The organism is Rhodococcus sp. FG69, assembly GCF_057808915.1.
In genome coordinates this window covers 440,592-463,329 of the sequence record NZ_JBMDIX010000001.1, presented here as the reverse complement: position 1 = coordinate 463,329, position 22,738 = coordinate 440,592, and the positions used below count along the sequence as shown (strand labels likewise).

General features: G+C 64.6%; 18 protein-coding genes. 12 read left to right on the top strand and 6 right to left on the bottom strand.

Annotated elements, in window-relative coordinates:
• Positions 1-152: 152 nt before the first annotated feature.
• Genes ACODSO_RS02150 through ACODSO_RS02130 form a run of 5 tightly spaced genes read left to right on the top strand, consistent with a single transcriptional unit; the run spans position 153 to position 4,936 of the window.
• Complete coding sequence (locus ACODSO_RS02150) at positions 153-908, top strand: ABC transporter ATP-binding protein (protein WP_489034763.1); 756 nt, start codon at positions 153-155, stop codon at positions 906-908.
• Entirely contained in the window at positions 898-1,620 is a 723-nt protein-coding gene (locus tag ACODSO_RS02145; protein ID WP_489034657.1) for an ABC transporter ATP-binding protein, read from the top strand. Before ACODSO_RS02150 ends, ACODSO_RS02145 begins: the two co-directional genes overlap by 11 nt.
• Before the next feature lie 29 nt (positions 1,621-1,649).
• Positions 1,650-2,528 carry a branched-chain amino acid ABC transporter permease gene (locus tag ACODSO_RS02140; protein ID WP_489034655.1) on the top strand — a complete coding sequence of 293 codons (879 nt, stop codon included), beginning with the start codon at positions 1,650-1,652 and terminating at the stop codon, positions 2,526-2,528.
• Between the two features lies 1 nt (position 2,529).
• The gene (locus tag ACODSO_RS02135; RefSeq protein ID WP_489034654.1) at positions 2,530-3,606 is read left to right on the top strand and encodes a branched-chain amino acid ABC transporter permease; all 1,077 of its coding nucleotides are present in this window, start codon (positions 2,530-2,532) and stop codon (positions 3,604-3,606) included.
• On the top strand, positions 3,587-4,936 hold the full coding sequence (locus tag ACODSO_RS02130) for an ABC transporter substrate-binding protein (RefSeq protein WP_489034653.1): 1,350 nt from the start codon (positions 3,587-3,589) through the stop codon (positions 4,934-4,936). The genes ACODSO_RS02135 and ACODSO_RS02130 overlap by 20 nt, the downstream gene beginning before the upstream one ends.
• A gap of 168 nt (positions 4,937-5,104) precedes the next feature.
• Here the strand turns inward: ACODSO_RS02130 and ACODSO_RS02125 are convergent, their stop codons facing one another.
• Positions 5,105-6,403 carry an acetyl-CoA C-acetyltransferase gene (locus ACODSO_RS02125; RefSeq protein ID WP_489034651.1) on the bottom strand — a complete coding sequence of 433 codons (1,299 nt, stop codon included), beginning with the start codon at positions 6,401-6,403 and terminating at the stop codon, positions 5,105-5,107.
• A 173-nt stretch (positions 6,404-6,576) separates the two neighbouring features.
• On the opposite strand from ACODSO_RS02125, the gene ACODSO_RS02120 reads away from it, so the two are divergent.
• Positions 6,577-7,923, top strand: coding sequence for a 3-oxoacyl-ACP reductase (locus ACODSO_RS02120; RefSeq protein WP_068371928.1), 1,347 nt, complete (start codon positions 6,577-6,579; stop codon positions 7,921-7,923).
• Positions 7,920-8,777 (top strand): MaoC family dehydratase, encoded by an 858-nt coding sequence (locus ACODSO_RS02115; RefSeq protein WP_489034649.1) that lies wholly within the window; start codon positions 7,920-7,922, stop codon positions 8,775-8,777. The genes ACODSO_RS02120 and ACODSO_RS02115 overlap by 4 nt, the downstream gene beginning before the upstream one ends.
• Positions 8,778-9,073: 296 nt before the next feature.
• On the opposite strand, the gene ACODSO_RS02110 is transcribed toward ACODSO_RS02115, so the two are convergent.
• Together ACODSO_RS02110 and ACODSO_RS02105 are read right to left on the bottom strand one after the other, a co-directional pair.
• Positions 9,074-9,679 (bottom strand): TetR/AcrR family transcriptional regulator, encoded by a 606-nt coding sequence (locus ACODSO_RS02110; RefSeq protein WP_068371922.1) that lies wholly within the window; start codon positions 9,677-9,679, stop codon positions 9,074-9,076.
• Between the two features lie 83 nt (positions 9,680-9,762).
• Positions 9,763-10,932 (bottom strand): glycoside hydrolase family 3 N-terminal domain-containing protein, encoded by a 1,170-nt coding sequence (locus tag ACODSO_RS02105; protein WP_489034647.1) that lies wholly within the window; start codon positions 10,930-10,932, stop codon positions 9,763-9,765.
• 93 nt (positions 10,933-11,025) lie between these two features.
• On the opposite strand from ACODSO_RS02105, the gene ACODSO_RS02100 reads away from it, so the two are divergent.
• From ACODSO_RS02100 to ACODSO_RS02090, 3 genes are all read left to right on the top strand, one after another.
• Positions 11,026-11,493 carry a universal stress protein gene (locus tag ACODSO_RS02100; protein ID WP_489034645.1) on the top strand — a complete coding sequence of 156 codons (468 nt, stop codon included), beginning with the start codon at positions 11,026-11,028 and terminating at the stop codon, positions 11,491-11,493.
• A 100-nt stretch (positions 11,494-11,593) separates the two neighbouring features.
• Positions 11,594-11,764, top strand: coding sequence for a DUF2613 domain-containing protein (locus tag ACODSO_RS02095; protein WP_082897675.1), 171 nt, complete (start codon positions 11,594-11,596; stop codon positions 11,762-11,764).
• Entirely contained in the window at positions 11,745-16,076 is a 4,332-nt protein-coding gene (locus ACODSO_RS02090) for an alpha-(1->3)-arabinofuranosyltransferase (protein WP_489034642.1), read from the top strand. The genes ACODSO_RS02095 and ACODSO_RS02090 overlap by 20 nt, the downstream gene beginning before the upstream one ends.
• Here ACODSO_RS02090 and ACODSO_RS02085 read toward each other — a convergent pair.
• A complete protein-coding gene (locus ACODSO_RS02085; protein WP_489034640.1) occupies positions 16,058-17,212 on the bottom strand; it encodes an acyltransferase family protein in 1,155 nt (384 codons plus the stop codon). The two genes, ACODSO_RS02090 and ACODSO_RS02085, sit on opposite strands and share 19 nt — an antisense overlap.
• A gap of 198 nt (positions 17,213-17,410) precedes the next feature.
• On the opposite strand from ACODSO_RS02085, the gene pgfA reads away from it, so the two are divergent.
• On the top strand, positions 17,411-18,544 hold the full coding sequence (gene pgfA, locus ACODSO_RS02080) for a cell envelope lipid trafficking protein PgfA (protein WP_489034638.1): 1,134 nt from the start codon (positions 17,411-17,413) through the stop codon (positions 18,542-18,544).
• A 143-nt stretch (positions 18,545-18,687) separates the two neighbouring features.
• On the opposite strand, the gene ACODSO_RS02075 is transcribed toward pgfA, so the two are convergent.
• A complete protein-coding gene (locus ACODSO_RS02075; protein WP_489034637.1) occupies positions 18,688-19,866 on the bottom strand; it encodes a polysaccharide biosynthesis protein in 1,179 nt (392 codons plus the stop codon).
• Between the two features lie 25 nt (positions 19,867-19,891).
• Here ACODSO_RS02075 and ACODSO_RS02070 point away from each other — a divergent pair, with 25 nt between their 5' ends.
• Positions 19,892-21,589 carry an MmpA family trehalose lipid delivery protein gene (locus tag ACODSO_RS02070; protein WP_489034635.1) on the top strand — a complete coding sequence of 566 codons (1,698 nt, stop codon included), beginning with the start codon at positions 19,892-19,894 and terminating at the stop codon, positions 21,587-21,589.
• Here ACODSO_RS02070 and ACODSO_RS02065 read toward each other — a convergent pair.
• Positions 21,536-22,738: a glycosyltransferase family 4 protein gene (locus ACODSO_RS02065; protein WP_489034761.1), complete on the bottom strand. Its 1,203-nt coding sequence runs from the start codon at positions 22,736-22,738 to the stop codon at positions 21,536-21,538. The two genes, ACODSO_RS02070 and ACODSO_RS02065, sit on opposite strands and share 54 nt — an antisense overlap.

Here is a 22,738-nt window from a genome sequence, read left to right as displayed (position 1 = left end):
TGGGCGAATTGACCGGTACTGGTACCGCGGGACTCAAACATTCTGTGCGCTGCGCCCATATCGCGGGTTGTGCGCGGCACCCATAGTGAAGTCACACAGATTGTGAGGTGCATCACTTGAATTCTCTCAGCGAGGTCGCGCCGGTCTTCACGATGACCGACGTCGACGTCTCCTTCGGCGGCATCGTCGCGCTGTCGAACGTCAGCCTCGACGTCCGCCCCGGCGAGGTACTGGGTGTGATCGGCCCCAACGGAGCAGGGAAGACGACGCTCTTCAACGTCGCCTGCGGGCTCGTCCACCCTCAGTCGGGAACACTCGGCCGTCACGGCACACCGTTGACAAAGCTTCGGCCGCACGATCTCCCTCGACTCGGGATGAGCAGGACCCTGCAGGGTCTCGGCCTGTTCGATCGCATGACCGTCCTGGACAACGTCATGATCGGAGCCGACCGTACGGCCCGCACCGGCATACTCGCCGGGCTCCTCGGCCTCCCGTCCAGCGCAGCCGACGACGACACCGTCCGTTCGACCGCAATGGCCACCCTCGAACAACTGCGTATCGATGCCTATGCCCATCGGCTGCCACCCAGCCTGCCGTATGCGGTACGCAAGCGGGTCGCTCTCGCCCGCGCGTTGGTGAGCGAACCGTCTCTACTCCTTCTCGACGAACCCGCCTCGGGACTGTCGGGTGACGAGATGGACGAACTCGCCCGCGAGATCCGCGCTCTCGCCGAGAAGACATCCGTGATGCTCGTCGAACACCACATGGACCTCGTCATGAGCGTATGTGACCGCATCTTCGTCCTCGACTTCGGCAAGGTCATCGCCCACGGAACACCGGCGGAGATACGCGAGGACCCCGCCGTATTGGCGGCTTACCTCGGAAACGAAGTGACACATGACAAGTAACGCGACTCAACTGGTCATCACCGATCTCACCGTTCGGTACGGACCGGTGACCGCGCTCGACTCGGTATCCCTGACAGTCGCCCCTGGCGCGGTCACCGCCGTACTCGGGGCAAACGGTGCAGGGAAGACGACTCTGCTACGCACCATCTCGGGACTGCTCAGGCCCGAGTCCGGGCGCATCGAACTCGCCGGTGTCGATGTGGTCGGCGTGCCACCGGATCGCATGTCCCGAAAGGGCCTGGCACACGTCCCCGAAGGACGAGGCGTCATAGCCGAATTGACCGTCGAAGAGAATCTTCGACTCGGCGCGCTGGGACGCAACAGAAATCACGACGCTGTCACGCTCGACCGCATATACGAGATGTTTCCACCCCTGGACGGTCGTCGTACTTCATCGGCACACACACTGTCCGGCGGCGAGAGGCAGATGCTCGTGATCGGTCGAGCCCTGATGGCCACGCCGTCAGTGCTCCTTCTGGACGAACCGTCGCTCGGTCTGGCCCCGAAAGTCGTCGCGCAGATCTTCGACATTCTGCGCACACTCGTCGACGCCGAATCGATGACAGTCGTTCTCGTCGAACAGAATGCGCGAAGCGCACTGTCCATCGCCGAACACGCAGTCGTCCTCGATCTGGGCAAGGTCGCTGTGGAGGGTCCCGCCGACGCCCTGGCCGAGGACGACGCCCTCCGACACGCCTACCTCGGGTTCTGAACCAACGAGCCGAAAGGACGCCAGCCACAGTGCAGCAACTGCTCACCATCCTCATCAACGGCGTGACGACCGGAATGATCTACGCCGCATTCGCTCTCGCCTTGGTTCTCATCTGGCGATCTACGCGCATCGTCAACTTCGCGCAAGCACCGATGGCCATGCTCACCACCTACGTGGCACTGGTTGTCATCGACGCCGGCTACTCGTACTGGATCGGATTCGGTGTCGCACTCATCTGCGGTCTCGTACTCGGCGCTGCGATCGAACGACTGGTCATCCGGTTCGTCGACAGCTCGTCGCATATCAACCCGGTCATTCTGACGCTCGGGTTGTTCATCATCATTCACGCGGTGGCGGCGATCGTGTTCGGAAATCAATTCCGTTCCTTTCCAGCACCGTTCGGACTCACCGGCCAGCGGATCGGGGATCTGAACGTCGCGCTCACCGGATACGACATTTTCAAGATCATCGCTGTGCTGGTCGTTCTCGGGCTACTGGTGCTGCTCTTCCGATTCACCGATCTCGGCCTGAAGATGCGCGCGAGTGCATTCGAGCAAGAGGTGGCCAAGCTTCTCGGGGTGCGCGTCGGTCGTATGCTCACGCTCGGTTGGGCCCTCGCCGCCGTCGTCGGCTCGCTTGCGGGTCTGCTCATTGCCGGTGGCTCGCTGGTGCATCCGGGGTACATGGACTCGATCGTCGTATTCGGTTTCGTCGCTGCAGTTCTCGGCGGACTGGACAGTCCGGCAGGCGCCGTCGTAGGTGGACTGCTGATGGGGATCGGACTCAGCTTCGTCAGCGGATACCTCGGACAGGATCTGGTTTCGAGCGCGGCATTGATCATCCTCATAGTCGTGCTACTCGTCCGCCCGAGCGGATTGTTCGCAAGCGCAGCGGCGAGGAGGGTCTGACATGAGTTCTCGAATCACGTCCACGCCCGTGTGGGGACGCATCACTGCCACACCGGTTCGGCGCCATTTACTCTGTGCTGTAATCGGTCTCGCAGTCATCGTGCTGGCGCTGGAAAGCCTGAGCACCTTCCGTCAGAGTCAGCTCACCTCCGTTGCTTACCTCGCCATCGCGGCCGGCGGGCTGACGGTGCTCACCGGTCTCAGCGGGCAGCTCTCTCTCGGCCATGGAGCGTTCATGGCCGTCGGCGCATACACCGCCGCCCTGATGCTGCGGGCCCAGGATTCCGGATGGTCCGTGCCGCTGGTCCTCCTGGCGGCAACCGCTGTGGCAGCTGTCGTGGGGCTGGTGGTCGGGGTGGCGGCAGCACGCCTGCACGGACCGTATCTCGCAGGCGCAACCCTCGCCCTCGCCGTCGCGGTGCCAGGACTCGCACTGTACTTCTCGGACTACCTCGGCGGTGAGCAAGGGCTTGTCGTTCCAGCTCCCAAGGTTCCGGACGTCGTCGACAACGTCATGTATTTCGTGACCGGAAGCGACATGGACAGTACGAAATTCGTGTCGTACGTCAGCTGGATTCTGCTGGTGCTGGTGTTCTTCTTGCTGGCGAACGCGTCGTCGAGCAGGGTGGGTAGACGGTGGCGAGCGGTTCGCGACGACGAAGTTGCCGCCGAGCTCGCCGGCATCGACCTCGGCCGAGCACGAATCCTCGCTTTCGTCGTGAGCTCCGCATGCGCCGGCGCGGGCGGTGCAGTGCTCGCAATGTCGGCGAGAATCGCGGCACCGAGCGGCTTCACGCTGACGTTGTCGTTGACATTGCTCTCCGCAGTGGTCATCGGCGGACTCGGAACATTGTCCGGCGCTCTCATCGGAGCAGCCCTGTTGACCTACATACCTCCGGTCGTCACGAACCTCGGGCTGGACGCCGGACTGAGCAGCCTGCAATCGGCCGAACTTGCACCACTCGTCACCGGAGTCTTCACGGTTCTCGTAATCCTGTTTGCACCACTGGGATTGGTTGGAACGTTCAGGAAATGGCGCATCACCAGAAAAGGGGAAAATGACAAGGTTCACTCTTGACGACCGACGACTTCGACGAGGTAGGTCGAGGGCGGTCAAAGTCACCGCTCTCGCAGCCGCGGTATCACTGATCGCGGCATGCGGCGCAGGCGGTCGAGACGAGAGCGCCGAGGCGTCCGAAGGCTCGACGGTCGGCATCACGGATACATCGGTGAAAATAGGCGCGCACTTCCCGTTGACCGGCGTCGCCGCCCCCGGATACAGCGAAATCCCGACGGGCGCACAGGCGTACTTCGATTACGTCAACGCAGCGGGTGGGGTGAACGGTCGACAGATCGAGTACGTCGTTCGCGACGACTCGTACGATCCGACGACTACCACCCAGGTCGTCAACGAACTAGTCCTCCAGGACGAGGTCTTCGCCGTGGTCGGCGGGCTCGGCACGGCTACCCACAGCGCGGTGATCGACTTCCTCAACGAGGAGGGTGTACCGGATCTGTTCGTCTCGTCCGGCGCCATCATGTGGGGCAACGATCCGGAGAAGTACCCGAACACATTCGGATGGCAGCCCGACTATCAGGTCGAGGGCAAGATCATCGGAGACTGGGTCGAGAAGAACCGTCCGGATGCCAAGGTGGGCCTGTTCTTGCAGGACGACGACCTCGGTCGAGACAGCGAAGTGGCAGTCCGTCAGTATCTCGACGACCAGATCGTCGAAGTGGTGCGCTACACCTCGGGCAACACCGACGTCGCGCCGCAGATCGCTGCGCTGCAGGGCGCCGGAGCCGATCTGGTTCTCGGTTTCAACGTTCCGTCGTACACCGCGTTGAGCCAGCTGACGTCCATGAGGCTCAACTACGACCCCGAATGGTTCTACAGTTCCATCGGCTCCGACGTCGACCTCGTCGGTTCGCTGCTCGGACGCTTCTCGCAGGGCGCGGTCACGAACGGCGCAGAGTCGCTCGAGGGCATGATCTCGCTCGAGTACATCCCCGGCGTCGACTCACCGGACAATGCGTGGACCCAACTCTGGCAGAAAGTGTGGGCGGAGAACGGAACCGGAGATCCGCTCACCAACTACCGCATCTACGGGCTCAGCCAGGCGTATGCATTCGTCCAAGCCCTCCAAGCCGCGGGTGAGAACCCCACTCGTGAGGGCATAGTCGCGGCGATTGCGGACGGCGGAATGGACTTCGAGGGACCACAATTGGCGCCGTTCCGGTACTCCGACACCAGCCATCTCGGCATTTCGGGTGCCAGTGTCTTCCAGATCCAGGGTGGAGTTCCCGAATACCTGACGCCGGTCCTGCAGACGGATATCGGCGACTCTCCAGTCGTCGAATACACGGGCGAGGAGTCGACGCCGCCGGAAAGCGGAATTCCCGAGTAAATCTCGTACGGATGAGTGACGTCGGGCGGTGATTGCGCGCGCACGGGCAAACCAGCCCGGGCGCGCGTAGTTACGTTCGGCGAGCTACCGCGCCGCACGGTCGGCAGATCCGTCAACCCCTCGCTGACGGATCCGCCGACCATTTGCCCCCGGTGTCGAGCGCCTGTTTCAGCGCTCGATGATTGCGGTGACGCCCTGTCCACCTGCTGCACAGATGGAGATCAGGCCGCGGCCCGAGCCCTTCTCTGCCAGCATCTTGGCCAACGACGCGACGATGCGGCCGCCGGTCGCAGCGAACGGGTGCCCCGCCGCAAGCGAAGATCCGTTGACGTTGAGCTTGTTGCGGTCGATCGAACCCAGAGCCGAATCGAGGCCGAGACGCTCCTTGCAGTACTCGTCGCTCTCGAATGCCTGCAGCGTCGCGAGCACGACGGATGCGAACGCCTCGTGAATCTCGTAGTAGTCGAAGTCCTGCAGCGTAAGCCCATTTCGAGCCAGAAGGCGCGGAATGGCATACGTCGGCGCCATCAGCAAACCGTCCTTGAACGACGCATTGCCGTGGACGTAGTCGACGGCGGCCGTTTCGGAATCCACCAGGTGCGCGAGCACCGGCAGGTTGCGCTCGGAGGCCCACTCGTCCGACGAGAGCAGCGCCGCGGAGGCGCCATCGGTGAGCGGCGTCGAGTTGCCGGCTGTCATGGTGGCGTCGCCGAGCTTGGTGCCGAATACCGGCTTGAGCGTCGACAACTTCTCGACGGTCGATCCCGGACGCAGATTGTCATCGCGGGTGAGGCCGAGGAACGGCGTCACCAGGTCGTCGAAGAATCCACGGTCGTATGCGGCCGCCATGTTCTTGTGGCTCGCTGCGGCCAGCTCGTCCTGATCTTCGCGGCGTACGCCGAACTCCTTGGCCGTAATGGCCGCGTGATCGCCCATCGACAGACCGGTGCGCGGCTCTCCGTTGCGCGGAATCTCGATCCCGAGCATCGACGGACGCACGTTGCCGAGCAGCTTGAGTCGATCGGTCGTCGACTTCGCGCGGTTGAGCGAAAGAAGGAACTCGCGCAGGTCGTCGTTGACACCGATCGGTGCGTCCGACGTGGTGTCGACGCCGCCGCCGATTCCCGCCTCGATACGACCCGACGCAATTGCGTCGCCGACTGCAACGATGGACTGCAGTCCGGTGCCACACGCCTGCTGAATGTCGTATGCAGGGGTGTACGGGCTGAGCGCGCTACCGAGAACGGTCTCGCGGGTGAGGTTGAAGTCGCGACTGTGCTTGAGCACGGCACCCGCAACGACGAGGCCGAGGCGCTCGCCCTGCAGACCGAACCGGCTGACCAGCCCGTCGATGGTGGCGGTGAGCATATCCTGGTTCGAGGCCAGGGCGTACTTCTTGTCCGAGCGCGCGAACGGGATGCGGTTGCCACCGACGATTGCGACCGGTCGTAGCTGCTTGCTTGTCACTTTTCGTCTCCAAACATCGTGGAAAAAGACCCTGGTGGAGATTCATCTTACTGACGAGTAAGTTGGTTGTCGACACCCGGTCGTGCGCTTCGCACCCGTGAGTGTGTAGTTACGTCAGGCAGTAACTATGCGCGTATGGGGGGCCGCAGGCGCCAAATTCGAAAGGCAGGACAGTGGCAGCCACCAAGGGAGCCCCAGACCTCTACTCAACGTTCCTCGCGTCCGCGCCCGGAGCCTTCATCGCCAAGCAGGCGGGCCTGCCGCAGCCCGAAAAGCTGCGCCGGTACAAGGCAGGCGAACCGCCACTTGCGGGCCCAGTACTGATCGGCGGCAACGGCCGTCTCGTCGAGCCGCTGCGTGCGTTGCTCGCCGACTACCCCCAGGCCCAGGCACACGACGACAAGTACGGCGCCCTCGTGTTCGACGCTACCGGCATCGGCAGCGTCAGCGAGCTCGAGCAGCTGTTCCAGTTCTTCCAGCCGGTCATCCGCAACCTCGCGCCGTCGGCACGCGTCGTCGTGATCGGCACGACGCCGGAAGAAACCGCAAGCGTCGACGAGCACATCGCTCAGCGGGCGCTCGAAGGCTTCACACGCAGCGTCGGCAAAGAGGTCAAGCGCGGCGCGACGGCTCAGCTGGTCTATGTCTCTCCGAAGGCGTCGACCGGACTCTCCGGCCTCGAATCCACGCTTCGCTTCCTGCTGTCGGCCAAGTCCGCATTCGTCGACGGCCAGGTCATCGCCGTCGGAGATGCCGACTCCGAGGCTCCGGCCTCCTGGGACAAGCCCCTCGCCGGAAAGGTAGCCGTCGTCACCGGTGCAGCTCGCGGAATCGGCGCGACCATCGCCGAGGTCCTCGCGCGCGACGGCGCAACTGTCATCGCGGCAGACATCCCCGCCGCAGGCGAGGCGCTGTCGGAGACCGCCAACAAGGTCGGCGGAACTTCTCTCGCGCTCGACGTCACCGCACCCGACGCCGGCGAAGTTCTGTCCAAGCACCTCCTCGAACGCCACGGCGGCGCGGACATCATCGTCCACAACGCAGGCATCACCCGTGACAAGACGCTCGCCAACATGGACGAGAGCCGCTGGAATTCGGTTATCGGCGTCAACCTCCTCGCCCCGCAGCGCATCACCGATCACCTGGTCGAGACGGGTGCACTGAAGGAAGGCGGACGCGTCGTCGACGTCTCCTCCATCGCAGGTATCGCCGGCAACCGCGGCCAGACCAACTACGGCACGTCCAAGGCCGGAGTCATCGGTCTCGTCCACGCGTCGGCGCCGGTCCTTGCGAAGAAGAACATCACGATCAACGCTGTCGCACCGGGCTTCATCGAAACCGCGATGACTGCGGCCATTCCGTTCGCGACCCGCGAGGCCGGACGTCGCATGAGCTCGCTGCTGCAGGGCGGCGAGACCGTCGACGTCGCCGAGTTGGTCTCCTACTTCGCGAGCCCAGCCTCGAACGCCGTCACCGGACAGGTCGTCCGCGTCTGCGGCCAGAGCCTGCTCGGCGCATGAGCGTCGTACAGCTCACGGAGCAGCCGAAGACGTCGGAGATCTACACCTCCGCTGCACTCGGAGCGTTGCCGTTCCTCCGACCGAAGTCCTCGTCGGTGCCGAGCACCGTGTTCGAGCTTCGCGGACTGCGCGTGGACGCCGACAATCTCGCCGGGTACTGCCGCGCAACGGGATTGCGTTTCGGGGACACCGTCCCGGTGACGTACCCGTTCACTCTGGTGTTTCCGACGGTCATGAAACTGATGGTGTCCAAAGGCTTTCCGTTCGCCGCTATCGGTTCCGTGCACGCCGAGAACGTCATCGAACAGTTCAGGAGCATTTCCGCTTCCGAACCGCTCGATATCCGAGTGCACGCGGAGAACCTGCGTGAACACCGTAAGGGCCTGCTGGTGGACGTCATCAGCGAGGTCAGCGTCGGACGCGAACTCGTGTGGAAGCAGACTTCCAGCTTCATGAGCTTGCAGAAGACCTCGCTCTCCGGTGGACCTCGTGAAGCACCTCCCGCCGACGAGGTTCCGCCGCCCCCGACGCGCACGCTGCGGGTCGACCAGAAGATGATCAGCAGGTACGCGTCGGTCTCCGGCGATCGCAACCCGATCCATGTGTCGTCGTTGGGCGCCAAGGCTTTCGGGTTCCCGCGAACCATCGCGCACGGAATGTGGAGTGCAGCATCCGTACTCCAGGTGATCGAGGGCCGTATTCCGGAGAAGGTCACATACAACGTCAGGTTCGGCAAGCCGATCATCCTGCCCGCGACCGTCAACCTGTACGCCGAGTCGGTCGGTGCAGGCTGGGATATTTCGCTCAAGAATCCGAAGAAGGGGTACCCGCACCTCACTGGGACTCTGCGGTAGGTGGGTTGTGTGCTCCTGGGGTGACCGAATGTCTGTTTCGGTCACCCCAGGGGTGTTTCGTGGGACCTTTCGGGTGACCGAATGTCTGTTTCGGTCACTTGCCGGGTGACCGAATGTCTGTTTCGGTCACTTCAGGTGAGCGAATGGCAAGTTCAGTCACTCTGAGTGTGCGAATGCCTCATTCGGTCACCGCCGCACTAGCGAATGTCTCATTCGGTCACCGGGCGCACTAGCGAACGTCTCATTCGGTCACCACCCCAGCCGAACATCCGTATCTGCGACGGACCGAGCGTCGGTCAGACGATCGGCGCGGATTTCTTTCCGGCCAGACCGCGCCACGCGAGGTTTTCCAACAGGTCCGCTGCAGCGTCGACTTCGATTTCGCCACCCGCAACACGGTCCGCGACGGCCTCTCCGGCGCCGACGAGGGCAACGGCCATCAGTGCATAATTCTGATCGGGTTCCGGATCCTTGGTGCTCATTTCGAGCAACCGGGCGGTCAGTTCGATGAGCCTGTCCCGGCTGCTCTGTACCTGCGACGCGAATGCTGTCTGACCGATCGCCTGGCGGTACAACACCATCCACGACTTCCGATTCTCGCCGACGAAACCAAGGAAACCCAGCAGCGCGCGTCTCAGCTGCTCGCGCGGGGCCAAGGTGGGGTCGGCGGCGGGAGTGAGCGCTTCGACGAACTTGGCGCCCTCACGATGGATGCACGCCGCGAACAGCTCGTCCTTGGAACCGTAATAGAGGTACAGCATGGGCTTGGAGATCGCCGCCTTCTTGGCGATCGCATCCATCGAAGTCTCATGAAACCCGTTGTCGGAGAAGACATCGACCGCGGCGTCGAGCATCTGTTGCTCTCGGACGGCGCGGGGCAATCGTTTGGTGCCGCCGGCCATGTGTCCTCCAAAACAACGTAGGACTCATAATCTTACTCCACGGTAAGGAGGCCTGCGTCACTACTACTTGACGCGTCGAAAATCTAGCAGGCACCTTTGAAGCGTGCGACGGTGGCTGCCGACCTGTCGACCTGCGCCGCATCGAGCCGTCCCGTCGCCACAGCATCTTCCAGGTTGTCCAGGACCTGCGGAACGTCGTCGGTCGTCAGCCACAGGGCGACGTCGGCACCTGCAACAAGAGCCGCCTCGACGGCAGCGACAATTCCCAGCCGATTCGTGATAGCCGCCATGCCGCTGAGATCGTCGGTGAAGATCGGTCCGGTGAACGGCGCAGCTCCGTAGCCAACTCCGTCGCGCAACAAAGACATGACAGCGGGACTGATACTTGCCGGCTCGCCCGGTGCCGTCAGTCCAGGCACGTCGAGGTGCCCGACCATGACGCCGACGCCCGTCGTCGACAATTGTGCGAACGGAACGAGGTCCGTCTGAATCAGCTGTTCGACTGGAGGCGTCGTGACTGCGCCCGTGTGCGAATCACCCGAACCCGAGCCGTGGCCTGGGAAGTGCTTGATCACGGGTTGGACCCCGGCGTCGCGCAGGCCTTGCGCGTAGGCACCCGCGTACTGGACGACGACGGCCGGATCGTCCGAATACGACCGGTCGCCGATCACCGAGTCGTCGGGCTGACTACTGACGTCGACGACTGGCGCATAGTCGACGGTCACGCCCAGCCCCCGCAATCCGCGACCTCGCTCCAGCGCCATCCGATACGTCTCGTCCACCGACATCGTCTGCGCCGTCTCTCGCGCCGACGGGTCTGTTCCGAGGAGATCTTCGACGCGGGAGACCCTGCCGCCCTCCTCGTCGATCGTGACCATCGGCGGAACCGCGGCGGCGTCGTTGATCTGCGGCACCTCGCCATTGGCCAGCGTCGTCGAATCTGTCCAGCTGCCGATGAAGATTCCGCCGACCTGCTCGCGCGCCATGACGTCGATCGCATCGGCGGTACCGGTGACTCCGACGGTAAGGAGCTGAGCGAGCCGCTGGCGTTCGGTCAGCGCGTCGACGAACGTCACACATGCATCGACCGGAGGAACAGGCGTGGCTTCGGTGGTCGCCGCGGCAACGGTCGTCGTGACATCGGAGGACGTGGCCACAGCGGCGGTTTCCGTGCTGCCGCCTCCGCACGAGGCGGTGAACCCGACACCGATCACCAGCGCTGCGATTCCTACGGGCGATCGGAAGTTGCTCATGGAATCCGACGGTAGCCGAGTACCCGGTAGCCACGCGATTCGCCGCCCTCCCGCGTTAGCATTGGACAAAAGCGACATCAGGAGGGACACACGATGCCGGCAGACTTGATTCTCATCGCCTACGACGGCTCCGACAACGCCAAACGCGCCATCGAGTACGCAGGCCGATTCCTCACCACCACACGGGCCATCGTCGTGACCGCCTGGGAGCCCATGGTGCGTCAAGCAGCCCGAATGTCTGGACTGTCCGGCGTGATGGCGCCGGAGTGGATTCCCGAGGACGAAGCGGAAGACGTCGCGTTCACCGACGCCAAGGTGACCAACGACGAAGGCGTCCGGCTCGCCGAGGAGGCCGGTCTGCGGGTCGAAGGGCACTGCGCCGAATGCACGACGGCCATCTGGAGTGCCATCGTCGAAAAGGCCGATGATCTCGATGTCGACATCATCGTCACCGGCACTCGAGGCACCACAGGACTACGTTCACTGCTGCAGAGTTCGGTCGCCGACCATGTGCTCAGGCACAGCCATCGGCCTGTGCTGATTGTTCCGCCAGGCAAATAGCAGCGCGTGCGCCCGGCGACGAGCGTCACGGGTGATAGCGTGATCCGCGCACGGGGGATATCGACGCCTCGCGCCCGTCGACGAAAGTGGAGATCGAGAGATGAAGTTCGCTGTCCCGGGAGTTGTTGCTGCGGTAGTCGGTGCGGTGCTCGGCGCCGGGGTTGTGTTCGGAGTGACTGCGGCGGCGTCGGACAATACTCGTCCCGAGATCGATCGCTCCGGCAATGCTGATTCTTCGCTGCTGAACCAGGTTGAGTACGGCAGCCGCTGACGCTTCTGACTCGATCTCTTCCGAACCACTCGGTCGTAGGTGGCTTCTCGGCGTCTCTGTCTTTGCTGTCTTCCTTTCGTTTCTGCAGGTTCCCGGCTATACCGTCGCGGATACCAAATACGATCTGACGCAGAACCCCCTGGGATTCCTTGCGCGTGCCTCGCACCAGTGGACGTCGCAGGCGCCGCTCGGGCAGGTACAGAATCAGGCGTACGGCTACTTCTTTCCACACGGAGCGTTCTTCTCGCTCGGTGATGTGCTGTCCGTACCCCCGTGGGTCACTCAACGTCTCTGGTGGGCGCTGCTGCTGATCGCGGGCTTCTGGGGGATCATTCGGCTCGCCGAGGCACTCGGGATCGGCAGCAGAACCTCACGCATCATCGCTGCGGTCGCGTTCGCGCTGTCACCGCGCGTCGTCACGACCCTCGCGTCGATCTCGTCGGAGACGATGCCGATGATGCTCGCGCCGTGGGTGCTGATCCCCATCGTGTGGGCCTTCACCCCCGGCCGCTCCGCCACTCCCGCCCCCGGCGGCTCCGCCACTCCCGCCCCCGGAGCCTCACCGGGCATCCGCATACTCGCTGCCCAATCCGCCGCCGCGGTTGCACTCATGGGTGCTGTCAACGCCGTCGCGACAGCAGCCGCCGCCCTCGTCGGCGTGATCTGGGTCCTGTGCCACCGACCGAATCGACGTTGGTTCGTATTCAGCGGCTGGTGGGTCGGCTTCCTCCTGCTCGCGACGCTGTGGTGGATCGTCCCTCTGTTGCTGCTGGGTTCCGTCAGCCCACCGTTCCTCGACTACATCGAATCCTCCGGCACGACGACGCAGTGGGCCTCACTCACCGAGATCCTCCGGGGCACCAGCAGTTGGACACCGTTCGTCTCCCCTGAACGTGTAGCGGGCGCTGTCCTGGTTACTCAGCCAGCTGCAGTCGTCGCGACGGGTGTGATCGCCGCAGCCGGCGTGGCTGGGCTCGCCATGCGCTCGATGCCCGCGCGCGGACGACTGACGGTCATGCTGTTCGTCGGCATCGTGGGACTCACCGCTGGATATGTCGGCGGGCTCGGTTCGCCCGTCGCCGACTCGGTCCGACTGTTCCTCGATTCCGGCGGCGCGCCTCTGCGCAATGTCCACAAACTCGAACCGGTCGTGCGAATCCCCCTCGTGCTCGGGCTCGCTCACTTGCTGGCGAAGGTTCCCCTGCCAGGCTCGGTGCCTCGTGCCAGGTGGAAACAAGCGATCGCGCACCCCGAAAAAGATCGGATGGTCGCCCTCGCCGGACTCGTGCTCGTCGCACTCACGTTCTCCACTTCCCTTGCCTGGACCGGGAAACTCGCCCCACGCGGTGCATACGAGAGCATTCCCGAGTACTGGCACGAGGCCGCCGACTGGCTCACCGACCACGCGTCGGGAACCTCGCCAGACGGGTCCGATGCCGAACGAGCGCTCGTCGTGCCCGGTGCACCGTTCGCGCTGCAGACGTGGGGCCTCACGCGTGACGAACCGCTTCAGGCTCTCGCGACTACGCCGTGGGCCGTCCGTGACTCGGTACCTCTGACGCCACCGGGCGCGATCCGAGCACTCGACTCCGTACAGCGCCTCATAGCCGACGGTAGGCCGTCCGCCGGTTTGGCCGATACCCTTCTCGGACAGGGCATCCACTACGTCGTCGTGCGCAACGACCTCGATCCGGAGACGTCACGATCGACGCGTCCGGCACAGGTACACGCAGCCCTCGACGGCTCACCCGGGCTGAACAAGGTCGCAGAATTCGGTGAGGAAATAGCGCCGGGCACCGTGGAAGGCTTCACCGTCGACGGGGATCTCCGCCCGCCGTATCCTGCCGTCGAGATCTACGCGGTGGACTCCTCGGCTGCCGTGTCCGGGCCCTACACCGTCGATCTCGACCGCGTACCGTTCGTCCAGGGCGGTCCCGAGTCGATTCAGCGATCGAACGAGCAGCGCCGCAACGGGGTACCCGATCCCGTTCCCGAAGGGCCGGTGATTCTCGCTTCCGATGCCGAAGCCGCGGGCATTCCGGTACCCTCCGTGACAGTCACCGACACTCCGATGAACAGGGAGACCGATTTCGGGCAGGTCGACAACCACAATTCTGCGCTTCGGTCCGCCGACGAACCACGCCGATCACTGAACGAAGTCGCCGACTATCCGGTGTACGGCGCCGACACCGTCGACGGAGAGTGGGAGGGCGCGCGCATCACCGCGTCGAGCTCGGCCTCGGACTCGACACAGATCGGCGGCACCAAGCCGGGAAGTGGAGTCGCTGCCGTGGTCGACGGCGACCTTGCCACCAGCTGGGTGAGCAACGGAATCGAAAGCGCAGTAGGACAATGGCTTCAGCTCGACTTCGACAAGCCCGTCTCCGGCGGTCTCCTCGAGCTGCGCACCAGCCCCGGCACCATCGGCGACCCCGTCAAATGGTTGGAGATCACCACACCGAACGGCAGTACCGCGGCCCGCATCGACGAGCCCGGCGACCTGATGACGGTTTCGCTACCCGGCGGCTCGACGCCGTGGGTGCGCATCACCGCAAAGAACACCGTCGACGGCACCAGCGGCAGCCAGTTCGGCATCAGCGAGCTGTCCGTCCAGGACTACTCGAATCGTGATGCACCGCAGAAAGTGTCGATCGTCCACCGAGCAGTTCTCCCCGACGTCCCCGACGGCGCGGACGTGACGGCGTGGGACCTCGGACAGGAATTTCCCGGACGATCCGGATGCCTGGACACCGGGGACCGAATCCGCTGCAGTAGTGGACTTTCCGTCGCCCCCGAGGAACTGGGACGCTTCTCGCGCACCCTGTCCGTGCCCGAGGGCACCGCTGTACTGCCCGAACTGACGCTTCGTACCCGCCAGAGTCCCGAGCTCGAGACGCTACTGTCTCAGCCCGGACGCCCGGTGGCGTCGGGCGCATCCGATGTCGGCGACGTCGCGGGGTCACCGTTCGCCGCCACCGACGGCGACGATCGCACTGCGTGGACCGCACCGGAGAAGAGCATCGAGAAGCGAGCAGGCACCCAGCCGACCCTGACGATCACCCTCCCGGAGCCGACGCTCGTCGACGCTCTCACGTTGTCCCCCAGCCTGGGTCCTCTACCTGCGCATCCGACGTCGGTGGCCGTCGATCTCGGTTCTGGGCCGCAGGTTCACGAGGTCGACCCGAACGAGCCTACGACGATCGATCTGTATCCACAGGTGACCGACCGCATCGTGCTGTCGATCACCGACTGGGACGACGTACTCGACAAGAATTCGCTCGGCTTCGTGGTGCCGCAGCCTCCCGGTCTTGCCGAGGTGACCGTACTGTCCGGTGGGCGCGAGGTAGGCGCGCCACTCGACGAAGACCGTCCGATCACGGTCGCCTGCGACGTGGGGCCCATCATGTCGATCGCCGGCCTGACCGTCCGCGCCTCGGTGACCGCGACACCGGCGCAGCTACGTTCGGGCGCACCGGTGCAGGCCACGATCTGCGAGGGTCCGTTCCCGGTACCCAATGAGACACTGAACCCGATTCCGCTTCCGGAGGGCAGGCAGGACATCGTCGTCGACCCGGGTGCAGCATTCGTCGTCGACGGAGTTCGCCTACGCACCATGCCCGTTCCGGCGGTCAGCGCGACCAGCTCGGCACCACGAGCTGCAGGCACCACCGCATGGGGCGCAGGTCATCGGGAAATCACCGTGACCGAGCACGACGGCGATCAAGTCCTGGTCGTGCCCGAGAGCACCAACAGCGGTTGGCACGCAACATCTTCCGACGGTGCCGAGCTGAAGCCCGTTGTCGTGAACGGCTGGCAGCAGGGGTGGATCGTCCCAGCGGGTACATCGGGCACCGTGAGCCTCGACTATCCGTCGGACAAGTGGTATCGACTCGGCATATTCGGCGGCCTCTTCCTCTTGATTCCGTTGATGTTCTACGCATTTCGGCGAAGTCGAAGCCCCACCGGCGATGCCCCTGCGCCTTGGCGCAGCAGAGTACTCGGCTGGGGTCTACTGTTCCTCGCCGTCACCGTGATCGCGGGAATCGGCGGAATTCTCACGGCAGCAGCGGTTGCCGCAGCATTCCTGGTTCTACGACGGCGCTTCGGCGACGACATCGGCGCCAAGACCATGGTCTGCATGGCCGGCCTCGGAACGCTGCTCGCGACGGCGATGCTGTCGAAGGGCCCGTGGCGCGACACGGACGGCTACATCGGGCACTCGTCGCTGATCCAACTGGCTGCCTTGATTGCCCTCGTCGCCGTGGCGGTGAACGCGTTGCGAACACCCGTAGGTCAGGCCGCGCGTGAATGATCTGCCGTGCGAAACCGATTGCGCAACGCACGTCCCGCAGGTTCCTCCACGAGCGCGTAGCTAGCGGCCGCGACCGGGATCGACAGTGCAACAGTCACCGTCAAGATCAGAAGAAAATGCCCGGTGAACGGGATGACTCCGAAGACCGGGAACACCATCGCCAGAATGACCAGGTGCCAGATGAAGATGCCGTAGGACCATCGGCCCAACGCGAGCGTCACCGGATGCTCGAGGACCGCGTGTCTGCGATGTTCGCCGGCGAGCACCAGCGGAGCCAGTAGGGCCATCGCCAGGACCGCTCCGAGCGCGATCTTGACCTCGAACTGCCATGGCTCCGGCCGGACGAGACCCTGTGGCCCTGCCAACGGCGTCGCCGACGCAACGAACGCGACAACCGCGATCGCACCGATCACCAGTCGACGGGCAGCCAACCGATGTAGCCACGTCTCCTGTCGCGTCGAATACTCCGCGAGGATCATTCCCGCCGCGAACCACGGAACGTAGGCCGGCAGCCAGTTGTCGTGGTGGATGGCGTCAGGCGTCGAAATCGGAATGAATGCCCACACAAGACTCACGATGGACGCCGTCAGCAAGACTGGAATGCGGTACCGTGCGGCCTCTCCGCGCAAGCCTGCCATCAGCAGTCCCACGACCGGCAGCATCAAGTAGAACGCCACCTCGACCGACAGACTCCACATCTGAGTCATGCCCTCGGTCAACGTCAGCGGCACGAACACCTGTGTCAGCGTCAAGTTCGACGCCCAGACCCGCCAGCTGCTGCCGGTGTTCGGCAAGAACAGAAGGACGAGCGTCACCACGACCCAGTACGCCGGAAGAATGCGGACGGCGCGGGACCACAGATACCTCCTCACCGGTTGGGCGTGCCCCTGTCCTCGTGCATGCGCAGCGTGAGGCCGCCACAGCAGAAAGCCGGACAGCGCGAAGAAGATGGCAACGGTGAGATCGAAACGCCCCCAGACTCGGCCCATGATGGGCGAACTCGCTGCACCGGTCTGAAACGCGACGTGGGTGACGACGATGCCGATCGCAGCGAACGCACGCATTCCCTCGAGAGATGGAACGAACCCACGGAGGGGTACGACGGAGCGAGGCAGCGATGCGGTCGGCGTAGTCATTGCGTATCCAGTGAAGCATCCCGCTGTGAAACTTGACCATCATCGGGCGTGCCCGCGACCACACAGCGTGATCACTGTTACTGTCACCTGCGACGTGGCGATACCAATCGGACACTCCAGGAATGGGCTCTGTACTGCCCGGACCTGTCGGGGGTGGAAGCAGCGGGGCGCCAGTAACACGACTAAGGAGATTCACACATGGCGGAGCGCTCAGGGCCGAGCCGGATTCTTGCCCTCGTACTTGTAGGCTTGGGCGCATTCCTGCTGGTGGCAGCGATTCTCATCCCGACGTACACGGTACCCCGCCTCGAGAAGACACCGCTGGATCTCGAAGTGACTACGGTGTCCACCGGAACCGGCAGCGTGCTCAACGCAGCTTCCCTCGCAGCAGGCCAGGCCCAGGTCGACCAGAACGTCCCCATGGTGTCGCAGCGATTCGTCACCGTCGAGGACCCGTCGAACGCCGACGAGATCACTCTTCAGGCCGGACAGACACTTCGCCGCAGCGACAAGCAGGGTGACAGCGGACTTCTCACGGCAAGCGTCGACCGCGTGACCATCGACCGTGTCACGTCGATGCCCGTCGAGAATCCCGTCGGCACCATCCAGATTCAGGGCGACAAGCCTGCCGAGGAAGTTCCGCACACCGGACTCCAGTACAAGTTCCCGTTCAACTCCGAGCAGAAGTCGTACCCGTACTTCGACGTCAATGCCCGCGCTTCGAAAGACATCGACTTCGTCGAAGAGACCGAGATCAACGGTACGAAGGTCTACAAGTACGAGCAGACTGTCGGCCCGGTCGACCTGTCCGGCGTGGTCAACCTCCCGACCAACAAGGTGACTCTCCCGGCCGCTACCTGGGGAGTCGAGGGCGGCGACACTCCCGTCACGATGACCCGCTGGTACGAGAACAACCGCACGGTGTGGGTCGAGCCCGAAACCGGTGTGGTCGTCAAGGGCGAGGAGCAGATCCACCAGTACTACTCGCGCACCGCGGGCGAGGCCGAGGTCGATGTGCTGAAAGCACCGATCACGTTCGACGAGAACACCGTCGAGTATCAGATCCAGCAGGCCAAGGACGGCCAGGACAAGATCTCACTGTTCGGACGCACGATCCCGATCATCGCCGGCATCCTCGGTGTCATCGCGTTGATCGCCGGTGTCCTTCTCGGACTGCGCGGCGGTACCGGCGGACCCCGCCACCCCGCACGCACCAGCGGAACACGGCCGACGAACGATGGTGGCGGCGCTGCACCGGCCCAGCCCCGCGACCGCGACTGGACGACGGATCAGACCGAGGTCATCCCTAGGACGAACCTCTCCAAGGAATAGCCCCAACGATCGACGAATGGCGCGGCCCTACGGGGTCGCGCCATTCGTGTGTCAGGGGGTGCATGGAGCTCCATTCTTCGCCGATATTTACGGGATCCCGGAAATGTGGGCGAAGAATGGAGCAAAATTCACGGGCTGCTTGGCTACCGACGATCCGTCAGCGCCACGGCACACACAACTGCGGTGGTCGCCGCAGCCACCGATACCGCAATGGCGACGAACTGCACCAGCGTCGACGCCAGCAACGTCAGCAGCAACACCTCGACGAGCAGGCCGAACCACGCGACGAGAGCGAGCACAGTGCGTTCGCCGGCGATAGCCCACAACAACGCGCTCTGCAACATCGCCAGGCACGCGCCCTGCAGCGCGAAGATGAACAAATATCCCTGGACAGCGGCGTAATCCTCGCCGACCACGATCGGGATCAACCCTGCAGCGAGCGCAGAGCCGAGAACAAGTACCGACCCGATACTGGCCACGACCGCCAACGCCGAGCGCAAAGCGGCCGCCGACTGCACCGGGTTTGCCATTCGGGGGTACAGCACGACACCGACAGCCTGGGGTAGCCAGAACGCCGCTTTCGTTGCGACGGCGCCGAGTGCGTACAGCCCCGCATCCTCACTGCTGAGCAAGATTCGAGCCAGCATCAGGTCCACCGAGGACAGTGCGATCAACGCCAATTGCACCTGCGAGGCCCGCAGTACCGTCCCGACGCCGATGCGAACGGCAGATCCGGCCGTTCCGTCACCGCGGTCGAGCAGCCGCGCCGCCAGTGCCACCACTCCGGTGCCTGCGGCGCTGGCGGCCAAGACGACACCGGGTCCCCCGCCCAGAAACAGCACGACCACGGCCGGAACCACTTTGCCGAAGCCCGCCGACGCGAGTACGACGCTCATTCGACCGAACTGTCCCGCTCCCTGCAGCAGCCCCTGTTCCGTAGCGAGCAGCACCAGCAGTGGTGCTACAACGAGGGCCGACATCGTCGCCAGCACACTCGTGTCGAGTGCGAACGCCACGACCGGTGACAGCAGCACCGCGAGCACGGCAACCACAGCCGCACAGCGATACCCGAGAGTGCGCAGCGCACGACGGCTTCGACCGCGAACCATTTCCCGCGCCACGACGGACTGCAACGCGAGCGCAGGCACCGCCAGCACCAGTTGCGCGGCCAGCAGACTCGCGAACACTCCATACCCGTCGACGCCCAGCACGCGGCTCGCGGGCAGATGCAGCAGATAGGACGCGATGTTCGCTGTCATCGATCCGATCGTCACCATCGTCATCCCGCGCACGGCAGAGGCAGAGACGGCGCGAGTGGGCATGCGCCCACGGTATAGGGTGCCGATCATGGCGTCGTCGAGGTCCGGGTGGGCGGCGTCGCTGTACAGCCTTGTGCTGTCGATTCTCGTCCTCGGCCCGCTACTCGGTCCTGGGTATCTTCTGCTGCGCGACGCCGTCAGTACCCCGCGGTCCTACTTCACGGATTCGGCGCTGGGGACCACCGACGCTGCAGCGCGGGCGGTACCACAGGATGCGCTGATCGCTGCGCTGTCGACGGTGTTCGACGGTGGTGTTGTCGTCAAAGCGATTCTGCTGCTTGCATTGTGGTTTGCGGGCTGGGGAGCTGCACGGATGTCGTGCACGCTGCTCCCGGCAGCAGGCACACCTGCTGCGCTGGTTGCGTCGACGGTCGCCATCTGGAATCCGTACGTGGCCGAGCGCCTGCTGCAGGGGCATTGGAGTCTGCTCGTCGGTTACGCCGCTCTTCCGTGGACTGTGGTCGCCTCGGTCACGCTACGACGCACCGGCCGATGGGGCTGGCTCGCAGTCTGTCTCGCGGCAGCAGGCATCACGCCGACGGGCGCGATTCTGGCGGCGATCACCGCCCTCGTCTGCGGCATCCCCGATGCGCGCAGAGCTTCCGCCCGACGTGCCTGCGCACTCACCGGGTTGATCGTCCTGGTCGCCTCGTCGCCGTGGCTCGTCGCGACGGCAGTGTCGGGAAGCGGCGCGACCGGCACCGACCCCGCCGGTGTCACCGCTTTCGCTGCACGCGCCGAACCAGGTCTCGGGACGCTCGGCAGCCTTGCTGGGCTCGGCGGAATCTGGAATGCAGACGCGGTCCCCGCCACGCGGACAACCGTGTTCGCGGTCTTCGGAACCGCACTGTTCCTCGCTGTCGTCGCGCTCGGGCTCGCGCCGCTGTGGCGACGAAGACGCAACCCGATCATTACTGCCACGGCACTTCTCGCCGCCGTCGCGATCGCAGCCACTGCGCTCGCCGCCACCGGCCCAGGACTCGCTCTCGGCGAATGGGCCGCGGTCGACGTTCCCGGTGCAGGACTTCTGCGCGACGCCCAGAAGTGGGTTGCGCTGGCGATGCCGTTCTACGCCCTTGCCGCGGCTGCGGGCGTTGCGTGGGCGGGTGCGCGGCTGCGCAACCACTGGCTTCCGGCAGTGGCAGCGACCCTCGCCGTGGTCATTGCCCTCCCGGACCTGATCTGGGGGGTTGGCGGTCAGTTGAAGCCCGTCGACTATCCCGATTCATGGTCGGCCGTCGCAGCCGAACTGGACGGTGTCGACGGGGACGTCGCAGTTCTCCCTGCCGGGATGTTCCGAATCTTCCCCTACAGCGGCGAATCGCCCGTACTCGATCCGGCGCCGCGCATGCTGCCGCTCGACGTTCTTCAGACGGGAGAGCTCGTCGTCGCAGGCGGTTCCGTGCGCGGTGAGGGGACACGGGCGGAGGCCGTCGAGCAGGTCCTGCTGGCGGGCGGAAGTGCTACGGAACTGGCCGATCTCGGCGTCGGTTGGGTGCTTCTGGAACGCACGACACCGGGCGAGCTGGGCGCTGCGGAAACATCGTTGCAGCAACTGTCGGCCGTGTACATCGACGACGAACTCGCGCTCTACCGGGTACCCGGCGACATCCAGGGCAGCGAGCCGACGAACAATCTGGCCGTCGGCGCCGCGCACCTTCTCTGGATCGCGCTACTGGTGGGCGGGCTCGGCTGGGCGATATTCCCCCGGAGACACAAGGCCTGACACGTGCGTTCCCGCGACCGATGCCGCCAGGACGCTCTGGACGCCGTGAGCGGTTTGCTCCCACGAGAACTCCCGCGCTCGGACCCGCGCCTTCTCGCCGAGATCGGCACGCATGTCGTCGTCGAGCAGCAGCTCCGCCACTGCATCCGTCAACGCTTCGACATCACGATCCGCGGCCTCCGAGCCAACCAGCACACCCGTCACGCCGTCGATGATCGAGTCGGTCAAGCCTTTGGAACTGCGATAGCCGACCGTGGGCACCCCGTGCTGCGCGGCCTCGACGACAGCGAGTCCCCACCCTTCCTTGCGGGACGGCATCACGTGGACCCAGGAGCGGCCGAGCAATTCGTGCTTCCGTGCCTCGTCGACGTGACCGTGAAAAGTCACGGCGCTCGCGATACCGAGCATGTCCACGCGCTCTCGAAGATTGTCCTCCCACCAACCACCACCGATGATGTCCAGGTGTAGACCGGGCACCAGGAAGCGAAGTGCTGCGACAGCCGCCAGCGCATCCTCGATCTGCTTGTGCGGAACCAGCCTCGACAGGACCGACAGCGAGGGATATGCGGTCCTACGGTCCACCGCGGACGCCGTCGGTATCGCGTCGGCACCGTTCCGTACCACCGCTACGCGTTCCCGGTCGACGCCCAACGCGACCAACTCGTCCGCCGACGGCAACGACACCGTCAAATACTGGCTACGACGATGCACTCGTGGAGAGACGGTGCTCTCGAGCCACCACCCGAGCTTGGCCATCAGCGGGCCCGCGACGGGCCACTGCTCACGATGACAATGGTGTACGAGAAGGGTCACCGGCGCGCCCGCAACGAGGCGCGAGAAGAACGGGATGCCGTTCTGGGTGTCGACGACCGCATCCGGGCGAATTCCGCGGAGAGACCCGAAGCCGAGGCGCCCCGCGACGATCGCAGCCAATGCCCGCGGGTAGACACTCAACCGCCCGCCTGCCCGGCTGATGTGAATTCCGTCGACGACTTCTTCGGCAGGAGCTCCCGGATACGACGCCGTGCGCAGAGTCACTTTCACGCCGCGGGCGGCAAGGCCTGCACCGACCTGCTCCAGATAGCGTTCACTGCCACCGCCTTGGGGGTGGCCGGTATCGCGCCAGCAGAGCAACAGCACCTCGCGCAC